The 13213-nt window shown below is 52.6% G+C and carries 12 protein-coding genes; 5 read left to right on the top strand and 7 right to left on the bottom strand.

Annotated elements, in window-relative coordinates:
* Positions 1-26: 26 nt before the first annotated feature.
* The 6 genes from HCX92_RS02655 to HCX92_RS02630 form a co-directional block, all read right to left on the bottom strand.
* Entirely contained in the window at positions 27-746 is a 720-nt protein-coding gene (locus tag HCX92_RS02655; RefSeq protein ID WP_169293380.1) for an LrgB family protein, read from the bottom strand.
* Positions 736-1119 (bottom strand): CidA/LrgA family protein, encoded by a 384-nt coding sequence (locus tag HCX92_RS02650; RefSeq protein ID WP_169293379.1) that lies wholly within the window; start codon positions 1117-1119, stop codon positions 736-738. The genes HCX92_RS02655 and HCX92_RS02650 overlap by 11 nt, the downstream gene beginning before the upstream one ends.
* Before the next feature lie 69 nt (positions 1120-1188).
* The gene (locus HCX92_RS02645; protein ID WP_169293378.1) at positions 1189-2013 is read right to left on the bottom strand and encodes a DNA-binding response regulator; all 825 of its coding nucleotides are present in this window, start codon (positions 2011-2013) and stop codon (positions 1189-1191) included.
* A gap of 141 nt (positions 2014-2154) precedes the next feature.
* Positions 2155-3279, bottom strand: a complete 1125-nt coding sequence (locus HCX92_RS02640) for a deoxyguanosinetriphosphate triphosphohydrolase (RefSeq protein ID WP_169293377.1) — start codon at positions 3277-3279, stop codon at positions 2155-2157.
* A gap of 6 nt (positions 3280-3285) precedes the next feature.
* A complete protein-coding gene (aroB, locus tag HCX92_RS02635) occupies positions 3286-4368 on the bottom strand; it encodes a 3-dehydroquinate synthase (protein ID WP_169293376.1) in 1083 nt (360 codons plus the stop codon).
* Between the two features lie 3 nt (positions 4369-4371).
* Positions 4372-4932, bottom strand: a complete 561-nt coding sequence (locus HCX92_RS02630) for a shikimate kinase (protein WP_246587263.1) — start codon at positions 4930-4932, stop codon at positions 4372-4374.
* Positions 4933-5088: 156 nt separating this feature from the next.
* Here HCX92_RS02630 and HCX92_RS02625 point away from each other — a divergent pair, with 156 nt between their 5' ends.
* On the top strand, positions 5089-7539 hold the full coding sequence (locus HCX92_RS02625; RefSeq protein WP_169293375.1) for a penicillin-binding protein 1A: 2451 nt from the start codon (positions 5089-5091) through the stop codon (positions 7537-7539).
* Positions 7540-7604: 65 nt separating this feature from the next.
* Here the strand turns inward: HCX92_RS02625 and cyaY are convergent, their stop codons facing one another.
* Positions 7605-7934, bottom strand: coding sequence for an iron donor protein CyaY (gene cyaY / locus HCX92_RS02620; protein WP_169293374.1), 330 nt, complete (start codon positions 7932-7934; stop codon positions 7605-7607).
* Between the two features lie 37 nt (positions 7935-7971).
* On the opposite strand from cyaY, the gene HCX92_RS02615 reads away from it, so the two are divergent.
* The 4 genes from HCX92_RS02615 to cydC all read left to right on the top strand — a co-directional run bounded on the left by HCX92_RS02615 (position 7972) and on the right by cydC (position 13130).
* Positions 7972-8217, top strand: a complete 246-nt coding sequence (locus HCX92_RS02615) for a lipoprotein (RefSeq protein WP_169293373.1) — start codon at positions 7972-7974, stop codon at positions 8215-8217.
* Between the two features lie 45 nt (positions 8218-8262).
* On the top strand, positions 8263-9555 hold the full coding sequence (lysA, locus tag HCX92_RS02610; protein WP_169293372.1) for a diaminopimelate decarboxylase: 1293 nt from the start codon (positions 8263-8265) through the stop codon (positions 9553-9555).
* Between the two features lie 141 nt (positions 9556-9696).
* Positions 9697-11412, top strand: coding sequence for a thiol reductant ABC exporter subunit CydD (gene cydD / locus HCX92_RS02605; RefSeq protein WP_248289980.1), 1716 nt, complete (start codon positions 9697-9699; stop codon positions 11410-11412).
* Entirely contained in the window at positions 11409-13130 is a 1722-nt protein-coding gene (gene cydC, locus HCX92_RS02600; protein WP_169293371.1) for a thiol reductant ABC exporter subunit CydC, read from the top strand. The genes cydD and cydC overlap by 4 nt, the downstream gene beginning before the upstream one ends.
* Positions 13131-13213 lie beyond the last annotated feature (83 nt).

Below are 13213 nucleotides of genomic sequence, written 5' to 3'. Positions count from 1 at the left end.
TGCCATCAGGGAAAATCATATTGATCCTAGAACAGGACAAAGTGCAAGGTCACCACCAGTGGCACCAGAAAAGCGGTCAGCAAGCCATTCAGGCTCATGCCAAGGCCGGCGAAGGTGCCTATTTCATTGCTGATCTGGAAACCACGCGCCACGCCAATCCCGTGCGCGGTCAGACCCAGCATGAAGCCCCGGATTTCCGGTGACTCGATCCGGATGACTTTAAAAATATAACGGGCGGTCATGACACCAAAAATACCGGTCCCCATGACCCCCACTGCTGCCAGTGAAGCCAGGCCACCCAGTTTTTCACTCACCCCCATGGCAATCGGCATGGTGGCCGATTTGGGGGCCAGGGAAATAATCAATACATCCTCAGCCCCTAACAACGCGGCTACCAGAACCACCGACAAGACCGCCACCAGCGAACCCGCCAGCAAACCGCAAACCAGTGGCAACCAGGCTTTTCTGACGCGTTCAAGCTGCCTGGCCAAGGGGACGGCAAGAGCAACCGTGGCAGGGCCAAGCAGAAACGAAATGTATTGTGCGCCCACCATATAGTCTTCATAGGAAACCCCGGTATACACCAGGAAAGGCACAATCAGCAGGACCGACAGGGCAACGGGATTGACCAGGGGATGAAAGCGGCTTTTTTGGGCCAGCCAGGCAACCAGGACATAAACCAGCAGGGTCAGCAAAATGCCGAACAAGGGTGTTTTGGTAAACGGGAGCCAGAACTCATTCAACATCGCTCACCGCCTTTTTCTGGTTGTGGGCCTGCTTTTCAAGATGCTTCATGACCTTGTGCATCACCAGCGCCCCCACCGCCATGGCCAGAACCGTACTAATGACGATGGCGACCACCAGGGCCAGCCACTGGCCCTTCAGCAGGGTGTAAGAAGTCATGATACCCACGCAAACCGGAATAAACATGACCATCATGGATTTGAGCAGTTGTTCGGAAGCGGCGGCAATATGATGATTCAGGCCCGGCTTGAGCAGCAGGGTAATAAACAAAAACACCATACCCAGCACCGGCCCGGGGATGGGTAAACCCGAAAGCACCGATACCCATTCCCCCAATGCCTGGAAAAAACATAAAATGGCCAGCGTCAGTAACATTACACCCCCTGATGGTGATTCTTGTTCAAATGCTGCCATCTTAACCGTTAACGCACAGGACTTCCAAAATCATGCGTGGACAGCCTGTTTGGCCTCTTCAACATTACCCTTGTATTTTCTGAATACAGAGGGAGAAACACCGTAAAACTGCTGGAATGCCGTTGAAAAGTTGGCCGAGCTTGAATAACCGATTTCTGCGGCAATGGTAAGGGTACGCAAGGAGGTTTCCAGCAACAGGCGTTTTGCCTCGTGCATGCGGGTATCACGCACGAATTCGAAAACACTGATATTGAGCTGGTCCTGGAAAGCCTTGGTTAAGCGCTTTTCATGCATGCCAGCCACTTCCGCCAAATGACTGATTGAAAGCGGCTCATTCAGATGCTCTTGGACATATTTTTGCACAATGGATACCACCAGGACATCATCCAGGGTTTCCTGGCAGGAGACAGGCCGGGGCGAAAAAGTGGACAATGAATTCATGTCCTGGCTCTGGTTCAGACTCATGGATTGAAGCAGGCGCTTTTTACTGGCCAAAGACAAATGCACGGTGATCCGGGCGATCACCTCGAAGTCGGAACAGTCGTTGGGAATGTAATCAACCGCCCCGCTACGAAAGGCTTCCAGACGATTTTCCGGATTTTCTTCCTGCCCGTAAAAAATCATGGGGATATCGTTGGTAAAAGGATTGGCTTTCAGGCGACGGCACAGCGTGACGCCATTCAGTTTGGGTAACTGTATGTTTGAAAGAATCAGGTCGGGACGATTGGCCACTGCCCGTTCATATCCCTGTAAGCCATCAAAAGCATGGCTGATGCGGCAGTTTTTTTCCCGCAGAATATTCATCAGTGCGTTACGTCCATGTATTTCATTGTCGATAATCAGTATATGGGACAATGAAAAATCATCATTAGCTTGCATAATTGTGGGGTTTTTAAATTAATAACAATTGAGTCATTTCTAATTGTAAACAAATCTACACAAGATTGTTTTTGATTTTATTTTTTGGCAAAACAAAAGTTATTAAAATAAAAACCATCAAATCAAAAACAATCTTTTATGCTCTTTAATTGCATACCGGTCCGTCATTCCAGCAATATAATCGGCTATCAAACGGGCCTGCCGGACTTCATCCTGCGCACGGTAATCCTTGGGTAACAAACGTGGATCTTCCAGAAAAGCACTATATAAATCAACGATAATGCGTTTTGCTTTACCTGACATGCGCATGACTTTGTAATGCCGGTAAAGATTTTCCATAAGGAACCGTTTAAGCTCGTTTGCCTGCTTTCTGATGGGGTCTGAAAATGCAACAAGCATGGGTGCATTATATACATCTTTTAGTGTTTCGATCTGAAATGTTTTGATATTAAGCGCTGTATTTTGTGCCAGATCAACAATTAGAGTATTTATTATCCGCCTGATTGTTTCGGAAATCAGCCTTTTTTCTGAAACATTTTGATATATACCACAAACATTTTGATAATGATTTGCAAACAACTCCACCGACAACAATTGTTCAACCGTGATCAAGCCTGATCGAAGCCCGTCATCGACATCATGATTGTTATACGCAATTTCATCGGCCAGATTCGCCAATTGTGCCTCAAGGCTGGGTTGTGTCTTGTTGATGAACCGCTGGGCGACCTCTCCGAGACTGTGGGCATGGGAAAGGGAACAATGCTTAAGAATACCTTCCCGCGTTTCAAAGCTCAGATTCAAGCCGTTAAATAAGGCGTAGCGCTCTTCAAGCTCATCAACCACCCTCAGGCTTTGCAGATTATGTTCAAAGCCGCCTGCTTGCGGCATTTTTTCACGCATACAGGCGTTCAGGGCATCCTGGCCGGCATGCCCAAACGGGGTATGCCCAAGGTCATGGGCCAGACAGATGGCTTCCACCAGATCCTCATTCAGACGTAATGTCCTGGCCAGCGCCCGACCGATCTGGGCAACTTCAAGGCTATGGGTAAGGCGAGTCCGGAACAGGTCGCCTTCATGATTGACAAATACCTGGGTTTTATATTCAAGCCGCCTGAAAGCAGAACAGTGAATAATCCGGTCTCTGTCTCGCTGGAACGGATTGCGACCTGGGTCTTCGATTTCCGGATGAATCCTGCCTCGGGTATCTTCGGATTTGGTTGCATAAGTTGCCAGCGTTGTCATGTTGATTTACCTTTCCTGTGTTGTTTTCTTCAAAACCAGCGCCAAGTCTTCCCGGGGAACCGTTTGACTTTTCGCCTGACCGATGCCCGGCATGACAATGAATTTGATTTTGCCTCCTTCTGCCTTTTTATCGATCTGCATCAGCTCGATCCATCGGTCTATTCCCAGATCGGGCGCGGTTACCGGGCAACCAATGGCAGCGACCAGTGCCCTGACCCTTTCAACGTCAGCCTGTGGAAAACCGCAAACCCTTGCCGACAGTTCGGCTGCCTGCACCATGCCACAACCCACGGCTTCGCCGTGTAGCCAGGTACCAAAGCCCAGACCGGCCTCGATGGCATGGCCAAACGTATGTCCCAGGTTCAGGATGGCACGCATGCCGGTTTCCTTTTCATCTTCCGACACCACATAGGCCTTGAGCTCGCAGGAACGCTGGACGGCATAACCGATGGCCTCAGGATCCAATGCTTTCAGCTTGGCCACGTTTTGTTCACACCACTCAAAAAATTCGGCATCCAGAATAAGACCGTACTTGATGACCTCTGCCATACCTGCTGCAATCTCACGTTCGGGCAGCGTACTTAGCACAGCGGTATCGATATCAACGGCAATCGGCTGGTAAAATGCACCAATCATGTTCTTGCCCATGGGGTGATTGACGGCGGTCTTGCCGCCCACCGAGGAATCCACCTGCGCCAGCAAGGTAGTGGGCACCTGAATGAAACGGATACCCCGCATATAGGTGGCCGCGGCAAAACCGCACATATCGCCAATCACGCCACCGCCCAGCGCCACAATAACGGCACGGCGGTCCAGACGCTGTTCTAGCAAAAAGGTATAAATACTGTTAAGGGTTTCCAGGGTCTTGTAGGCTTCACCGTCGGGCACCTCGAAGACGCTGATTTTCTTCCCGCTGGCTTCCAGTGACTGCAAAACGGTTTTTCCGTATAACCCAAATACAGTCGGATTGCTGATCAGAACCACCGAGGTGGCGTCAGGAGGAATGGAGGTACCTACCTGTTGCAATAAGTTGGGGGCAATATGAATGGAATACGCACCTCCTTCCGTGTTGACCTTGACAATACTCATACTCTACTCCTGATTTTTTTGCAACAAATTATGAATGGTTTTGACAACCGAAGAAATGGACCCTGAACCGGTTTCTATCGTCAGGTCGGCAACACTCTCATATAAGGATTCGCGCTGTGCCAGCAATTCGGCAATGCGGGCTTTAGGATTGGGTGTAGCCAGCAAGGGCCGGTTCCGGTCTTTGGCAACCCTTCGATAAAGCTCATCGGCACTGGCCTTCAGGTAAATCACGATGCCCCGACGACGCAAAATGGCCCTGTTGGCCTCTCTTAACACAGCGCCTCCTCCTGTTGCCAACACGATACCGTCAATCCGGGCCACTTCTTCAAGCACCATGCTCTCCCGATTACGGAACCCTTCCTCACCTTCAATGTCGAAGATGACGGGTATGCTAACCCCACACCGCCCGACAATCTCATGATCCAGATCCAGAAAATCCCGATTCATGGCCCGGGCCAGGGCCCGGCCTATTGTTGTTTTGCCTGCCCCCATCATGCCCACCAGGAATACCGGCTGCCTGGTGGACAGCCCGACTGGGGCAGTATCATGTATTATTTCACTCATATATTTAAAAATGTCGGTAATTTGAGACTTATTTTGCACAGTTTTGCATATTATCACTTGCAACCTAAGTGAGGAGCGCTAAACTGCACAATTCAGTTACAGAAACCCATGAGTTTTTCAGGAAATTCTGCCCACAAAGCTTTAAAATCCCGTGTAATGAGTAAAACTACCACACCCAAAAAAGAGAAATCGTCTTCCGGCTCATGGCTGGGACGGTTTATCATGAAATCCATCGTATTTTGCGCAGGCATCGGGCTTTGTGGCGCCTTGCTGGTCATCATGGCTATTGGTCTTACCTGGCCGAACCTGCCCGACCTTCAGGCCATGACCGATTACCGGCCGCGCATTCCCTTGCGCATCTATTCCGAAGACAAGGTCCTGCTGGCCGAGTATGGTGAAGAACGACGCAACGTCATGCGTTTCAACGAAATTCCCGATGTCATGAAACTGGCCGTGCTGGCCGCTGAAGACGACAATTTCTATAAACACAGCGGGGTTGACTGGTCTGGCGTAGGTCGGGCGGTCCTGGCCAATATCACCTCGGGCGCCAAAGCCCAGGGGGCCAGTACCATTACCATGCAGGTGGCCCGTAACTTCTACCTGTCATCCGAGAAATCGTTCATTCGCAAATTTTATGAACTTTTGCTCACCTACAAAATAGAAGACACCCTCACCAAAGACCAGATTCTCGAGCTTTATCTGAACCAGATTTACCTGGGCCATCGCGCTTACGGTTTTGCAGCAGCAGCCCGGACTTATTTTGGCATTCCCCTGTCAAAAGTCAGCATTGCCCAGGCCGCCATTCTGGCCGGTGTGCCAAAGGCACCCTCACGCTTTAACCCAAAGACCAACCTGAAACGTGCTATCGAGCGTCAGCACTATGTCTTGAGTCGCATGCTGAAACTGAACTACATCACCCAGGCGCAGTACGATGAAGCCATGAAGGAAAAAATCGTGGTCAAGACACGTGACAACAGCGCACCCGAAACCCAGTTTGCCCTGCATGGACAGTATGTTGCCGAACTGGCCCGCCAGCTCATGTACAACATCTACAAAGATAACGTGTATGGCCGCGGCCTGAATGTCTATACCACCGTCAATTCCAAAGACCAGGAAGCCGCCTATAAGGCTGTCCGTGACGGGATTCTCACTTACACCCGGCGTAAGCCTTATCCCGGCCCGGCGGCCCAGCTGGAATTGCCGGCAGGGTTTGAACAGAACCAGGAAAAAATGGAAGAGTTCCTGGATAAAGTCAAGCACGACTACCCGGACAGCAATGACATGCACACATACCTGGTGCTTTCCGCCAGCCCCACCAAGGTAGTGGCCATCCGTGATGCCGGCCATCCCATTGAACTAACCGGTGCCGCGCTGAACAATGCCAAACGTGCCCTGGTCGCCAAGCCCAATTCAAAACGGCACATCATGAGGGGTTCGGTCATTTACCTGCAAAAGGTCAAAGACAACTGGACCATTATCAATATGCCCGAAGTTGAAGGGGCGTTTGTAGCGCTTGATCCTACTAATGGGGCCATCAAAGCCATGATTGGCGGTTTTGATTTCAACCGTGGCGACTTCAACCGGGTTACCCAGGCCTGGCGCCAGCCCGGCTCAACCTTCAAGCCGTTCATTTATGCCGCCGGCCTGGAACGCGGTTTAACCCCTGAAACCAATATTTCAGACCAGCCGTTTTATTTAAGTGCGGCTAAAACCGGCAGCAAACCCTGGACACCCAAAAACTACGGGAACAGCTACACCTATAGCCAAACCATGCGCCAGGGCCTGTATAAATCCAAAAACATGATTTCCATTCGTATCCTTGAGGCCGTAGGCCCCGATTTTGCCACGGAATTCATTGAACGCTTTGGCTTTGATCCTGCCCGCCATCCCCCCAAAGGGGCCTACCTGACCATGGCACTGGGTGCCGGCAGCGTGACACCTTTGCAAATGGCCAGCGCCTATGCCGTATTTGCCAATGGTGGCTATCGCGTGAATCCTTACATTATTGATTATGTGACCGATCCCAACGGCACGGTCTTGATGAAGGCCCAACCGGCCAAGGCCGGCGATGAAGCCAATCGCGCACTTGACCCGCGTACGGCCTACGTCATGGATGACCTGCTGCGAGGCGTGGCCCGTAACGGTACGGCAGCCCGAACCCAGGCAACCCTCAAGCGCCCGGATATTGGCGGTAAAACCGGTACCACCAACCAATCCTTCGATGCCTGGTTTGCCGGCTATACGCCCAAAATGGTGGGGGTTGCCTGGCTTGGTTTCGACCAGCCCCGTTCCCTGGGTGATCGCGAAACGGGTGGTGGCGCGGCCATGCCCATCTGGCTCGATTACATGGCCAGTGTATTGCCGTCCATCCCGGTTACCAAACCAGGTCCCTTGCCACAAGGACTGGTCAAGGCAGGCGATAATTTCTACTATACCGAATTCCCTGCAGGGCAAGCCATTGCAAACCTGGGCGTAGGCGGTAGCGGTTATGCCCCTGGCACCGAAGAGGCAGGAGCGGCAAAACCAGCCGCACAGGGTAGCGCAGATGCGATTGGCAAGCTGATCGAATCCTTCAACCCTCTGGGTGGTCCTCCCATCCGCTTCTAGCCACACAAAAAAACGCTCATTTTCAACATTGAAATGAGCGTTTTTTTGTTGCTGCCTGGCCAGTCTTACAAGGTGACGGTTAATGGTTGACCGGCAATTTCAGAACACAGGGCGGAAACATTGGCCGCCAGATCCAGACCACCACGGGTATCCTGCCACACCTTGCCATCAAAACGGTAATGGAATGCGCCACTGGGCGCAGCCACCCACATTTCCTGCAAGGGAGCCTGGCTATTGATGACGACATGCCGGGTACTGTCAAACACAAGGGTAAGCACCTGACCACTGCGATTCGCATCAACATCAATATCCAGATGTTCGAACCAGCCATCAGCCTGGGCCTGAATCTTGTCTAAAATATCGTCTGCACGTGCAAGAAATTCTGATTCAGTCATAATATCAATTCTTTAGAAAAATTTTTGGAGTCGTAAATTGCCTGCGTTTATAAAAATACACCGCAGTCTTTCAATTGCATCCCTGCTTGGCTTAAGTTTGGGGCTTTCCGCCTGCGGATACAAGGCACCTCTATATTACCCTACCCAAGAACAATTACAGCAAATAGAAGCACGCGAACAAAGGATAAAGGCACGCAAGGAAGCTGCCAAGGCTGCCGCCCGACAAGAAAAGGAACAGGCCCGTGCCCGGGAGCAGGACCCCAACACCACACTCCCTCAATAATTCCGTTTATTTTCATACACCGTTAATTCTGATTATCACTTTGCAATGACCACACAATCCCAACCCTTACCCACTCCCGCCGGTTCACCTTTCTTTCATTACGAAAACAACACCCTGCACGCTGAAGGTGTTTGCCTGGAAACCCTGGCCCGGGAACTGGGTACCCCCCTGTATGTTTATTCCCGAGCTGCACTCAAGGCAGCCTGGCAATCCTACCAAAATGCCATTGGCAGCCGTGACACCCTGGTTTGTTATGGCATGAAAGCCAATTCCAATCTGGCTGTCCTGAACGAATTTGCCAAATTGGGCAGCGGATTTGATATTGTTTCCGGCGGTGAACTGGCCCGCGTCCTGAAAGCGGGCGGGCAAGCCTCCAAAGTCGTTTTTTCAGGTGTTGGCAAACAGGACTGGGAAATTGAAGCAGCGCTTGAAGCCGGCATCAAATGCTTCAATGTGGAATCAGTCGCCGAACTTGAGCGCATCTCTGAAGTAGCCACGCGACTGGGAAAAACGGCGCCGGTTTCCTTGCGCGTGAATCCCGATGTCGATGCCAAAACACACCCGTATATTTCAACCGGCATGAAAGAAAACAAATTCGGGATCGAAATTGGTGCCGCGCCAGCCGCTTATCAAAAAGCCAATACCCTGCCCGGTATTAAAATCGTGGGTGTTGACAGCCATATCGGCTCGCAAATTACCGACGTCAGCCCCTATCTTGACGCCCTGGACAAAACCCTGGATCTGCTTGACATGCTTGGCCTGCAGGGCATCAAGGTGGAGCATCTGGACATCGGTGGCGGTTTGGGCATCCGCTACACGGATGAAATCCCGCTGGACCCCAAAGAATTGCTTGAGCCTGTTTACGAAAAAATGGCGCAACGTGGCTATGACCACTTGCAGCTGGTGCTTGAACCGGGTCGCTCCCTTGTCGGCAATGCGGGTGTCCTGCTCACGCGTGTCCAGTACCTCAAGCATGCCGAAGCGCGCAATTTTGCCATTATTGATGCGGCCATGACCGACCTGATGCGCCCCGCCCTTTATGAGGCCTACCATGGGCTGCTGGCTGTCAAGCCACGTGCACAAACCCCTGAAACCTACGATATCGTGGGCCCTGTTTGTGAAAGTGCCGACTGGCTGGCCAAACAGCGCAGCATTGCCTTGGAACAGGACGACATTCTGGCGCTTGAGTCCGTGGGTGCTTATGGTTTTGTTATGTCAAGCCAATACAATACCCGTCCACGGGCCGCTGAGGTCATGGTGGATGGCAAGAATTTCCACATTATTCGCCAGCGCGAAAAACTGGAAGACCTGTTTGAAGGCGAACAGCTCCTACCCTGAAAAACGAGAATCCCCTCATTTCTCAGCAGCCTGCCTGCCGCTTTGAATATCCCCCTTGCGGGGGTATTTTTCTATTTGTTACGAAAGACAAGTTATAATTCAATTTATCGATTGCGGTCACACAACCATGTTTAATTAGAGATGTCAGAAACTCCCTCCAAACCAGAAGCTGCCATTCAGAATCGCTGGTTATCAAGTCTCTGGAAAATGGCACCGTTTGGCATGATATGGGCCATTGGTGCCCCCCTAATGGCAGGGGGAGTCTTGGTATTCCAGGCCTGGATACTGGCAAAAACCCTCGACCAGGCCATCCGCTTATCAGTTCCCCCCACCGAGTTATGGGGGCAAATGTTGCTGATTGCCCTGCTGATTGCCCTACGGGCCTTGATGATCTGGTCTGGCGAAATGGCCGCTTCCCGGGCTTCCGAGCACATCAAGCAACAATTGCGGCAACGGTTTTTTGCGCAATTGCTGGCCCGGGGGCCTGCCTGGAGCAGGCAAACGCCGGCCGGCGCCCTCACCACGGCCATCCTCGACCAGGTGCAGGCACTTGACGGCTATTTGCAGCGTTTTCTGCCCGCCACCATTTCCGCGGTTTTTCTGCCCCTGGCATTTGCCGTTGTCATCCTGCCTATCGACTGGATCGTCACCCTGGTGTTCTTATTCAGCGCCCCCATGATTCCCCTGTTTATGGCCCTGATCGGCATGCGTGCCGAGGCCGCCAACCAAAAACACCAACAGGCGTTAAGCCGTCTGTCAGGCATTTTTGCCGACCGGATTCGTGGTCTGTTCACCCTGGCCTTAATGGGACGCACCCAGGACGAAATCAAGGCCGTACATTCGGCCAGCAAAAGCTTAAGCGACACCACCATGAAAGTATTGCGAATTGCGTTCCTTTCCTCGGCGGTCCTTGAGCTGTTTGCCGCACTGGGTGTGGCAGGGGTGGCCATTTATATCGGCCTAAGCTATTTGGGTATGCTGGGCGCCCATTTTTCGGGCAATACCCTGCAACAGGGCCTGTTCTGCCTGTTACTGGCCCCCGAAGTGTATATGCCGCTACGCCAGATGGCCGCCAGTTACCATGACCGGGCCACCGCCAAGGCGGCAGCACAGGGCTTACACCAGTTGTATGAGCAACTACCCGCCCACCACGACGACACTCACCCGGCACTTATCACACCCTCAGCCATTATCCAGCGCCAGGCACGCAACGGTAGCGGGCTTGTTTTGCAGGCACAGGAACTTGCCGTGCAAACCCCGCAGGGCCGGGATATTTTATTACCCGCCCACTTTACCTTGCGGGTCGACCAGCCCATCGCTTTAATGGGTGAAAGCGGCATTGGCAAAACCTCTTTGCTTGAGACCCTGGCCGGACTGCGACCCTACGCCAGCGGTCAACTGGTGCATTATTTTGCCAAAAACGAATATGTCTTGATTGGCCAGCAACCTTTTATCGGCCTGGGCAGCATCCGGCAGTTTTTATTGGCGGTCAATCCACAAGCTACCGAACAGCAATTATGGTCTGCCCTTGAACAGGCACAGGCAGCCGATTTTGTAACCAACCTGGCACAAGGATTGGATACCGTGCTGGGTACACGCGGACACGGCGTGTCTGGCGGGCAGGCCCACCGGCTTGCGCTGGCCAGGTTGTTTTTAACCGACCCTGCCCTGATCATGCTGGACGAGCCCACTGCCTATCTTGACGGGCAAACCCGTGATGCGGTTATCCAGGCCATTTTACGCTTTGCCCGGGGCCGTGCCTTGCTGGTGGCCACCCACGATGAGGCACTGGCAATGCAAATCGGGCAAACCTGGCGTATTCAAGATCAAACACTTATTATCAAGGAAAAAGCGTGAAATTGTGGTGGCAATTGGCCGAACCCTGGATTAAACAACATTGGCGCCTAAGCCTGCTGGCCCTGTTCCTGGCTTTATCGACCGTTTTTGCCGGCGTGGGTCTGCTAACCGTATCCGGCTGGTTTTTAACCGGTGCCTTTCTGGCCGGCTCGGCACAGGCGTTCAATCTGTTTCTCCCCTCGGCACTGGTGCGCGGGATGTCCATGTGGCGCATTGCCTCGCGTTATGCTGAACGGGTCTGCGGCCATATGGTCACCCTGGACCTGCAGGCGGAAATCCGTACCGGCAGTTTTGCACGCCTGGCGGCTTTCAAACCGGCCCAATTGGCGCAATACCGTGACGGTGATTTACTGGCCCGCTTAATTAACGATATCGAACGGCTGGACACTTTCTTCTTATTGATTATCACCCCGGTGTTTACGGCAGTCATTGCGGGCGCTTTTTTCAGCCTGCTCATGGGCACGGCATTACCCATGGTGGGCTGGATCCTGCTCCTGGTGTTGTGCCTGGCATCCGGTGTACTGCCCTATTTGCTGGCTCGTCAAACCGCCAAAGCCGGTCTGGATGTACAGGCTGCCAATGCCGAATTGCGGGCACTGGCTCATGAAGCCATTGCCGCGCATACCGACCTGCTGGTGTTTGGCATGACACCTATGGTACAAGAACAATTTGACCAGGCCGGCCTGCGCCTGGCAAAAGCACAGCAAAGGCTTACCCAGGCCGGCAGTTTTGGCACGCTGGTACAACAACTGTTAATGGGTGCACTGGTACTGGCTCTGTTATGGCTGGGCGCCAACGCACAGGCGCAACAGGAATTGTCCGCCCCGGTATGGGTGGGGCTATTGCTGGGGGCCATGGGCCTGTTTGAAATTTTATCACCCATCATGCGTGGCGCGGCAGGCCTGGGAGCCGTACAGGCCGCTGCCCGGCGTATTCAGGACATCACCGCTGGCACAGCAGCCAATACACCAACAGAAACCGACAAAGCCCTACCAACCGCAATGCTGCCCGCAACCGGCACATTACAGTTACAAGACATATGCGTTGCCTATGACAACAAACCGGTTTTAAACGGGCTTGATCTTTATGTCGATCATGGCCAGCGCATTGCCATCCGCGGCTTGAGCGGTACAGGTAAAACCACCCTGTTAATGGCCATCATGCAAATACAGCCATTATCATCGGGCACCATTACTTATGGTGGCGTAAATTTAAGTACGGTCAGCAGCCCAGTACTGTACCGGCACATGGCTCTGTTATCACAACACTCTCCGGTGTTTATGGGCACCATTGCCCACAACCTGCGCCTGGCCGATCCTGAGGCCCCTGACGAACGTTTATGGGAAGTGTTGAAACAGGTACATTTGGCCGCTCATGTTGAACAAATCGGTGGCCTTGATGCCTGGGTTGGCGAAGGAGGCAACACCCTGTCTACCGGCCAGATCCGCCGCTTATGCCTGGCCCGCGTTTTGTTGTCCAAGGCAAGCGTCTGGCTGCTTGACGAGCCCACTGCAGGGCTTGACAAGGCCACCGCCGATGCCTGGTTTACCAACCTGCAACAAGTGGCCAAAGACCGTACGGTGCTTATTGTGACCCATGCCGATGTGCCAGAGGGTGTGGTAGATGCAAGCTATATATTGACCGATGGACGTTTGCAGTTTCAAGCGCAGCAAAAGGCACAAAAGAACGTAGAAAAAAACACGGAAGAATGGGTGTAGCACCTGCCAGGCGATGCAACAACCTGGCAAGCGCCCCCTTTCAACCAAGGACCCGGTTTTAGCATTTTGCCCAAACAGGAAAA

The sequence above is a fragment of the Advenella sp. EE-W14 genome (assembly GCF_012923605.1).
Classification (GTDB): Bacteria; Pseudomonadota; Gammaproteobacteria; order Burkholderiales; family Burkholderiaceae_B; genus Advenella; species Advenella alkanexedens.
The sequence above is the reverse complement of the archived record's forward strand: the minus strand, read 5'-3'. Positions and strand labels throughout refer to the sequence as shown.

What these genes read in the sequence shown, in the direction of transcription:
- HCX92_RS02640 (WP_169293377.1), bottom strand. Translation starts at nt 3,279, where the DNA reads ATGACAACGCTGGCAACTTATGCAACCAAATCCGAAGATACCCGAGGC.
- cyaY (WP_169293374.1), bottom strand. Translation starts at nt 7,934, where the DNA reads ATGACTGAATCAGAATTTCTTGCACGTGCAGACGATATTTTAGACAAG.
- cydD (WP_248289980.1), top strand. Translation starts at nt 9,697, where the DNA reads ATGTCAGAAACTCCCTCCAAACCAGAAGCTGCCATTCAGAATCGCTGG.
- HCX92_RS02655 (WP_169293380.1), bottom strand. Translation starts at nt 746, where the DNA reads ATGTTGAATGAGTTCTGGCTCCCGTTTACCAAAACACCCTTGTTCGGC.
- HCX92_RS02625 (WP_169293375.1), top strand. Translation starts at nt 5,089, where the DNA reads ATGAGTAAAACTACCACACCCAAAAAAGAGAAATCGTCTTCCGGCTCA.
- HCX92_RS02650 (WP_169293379.1), bottom strand. Translation starts at nt 1,119, where the DNA reads ATGTTACTGACGCTGGCCATTTTATGTTTTTTCCAGGCATTGGGGGAA.
- lysA (WP_169293372.1), top strand. Translation starts at nt 8,263, where the DNA reads ATGACCACACAATCCCAACCCTTACCCACTCCCGCCGGTTCACCTTTC.
- aroB (WP_169293376.1), bottom strand. Translation starts at nt 4,368, where the DNA reads ATGAGTATTGTCAAGGTCAACACGGAAGGAGGTGCGTATTCCATTCAT.
- HCX92_RS02630 (WP_246587263.1), bottom strand. Translation starts at nt 4,932, where the DNA reads ATGAGTGAAATAATACATGATACTGCCCCAGTCGGGCTGTCCACCAGG.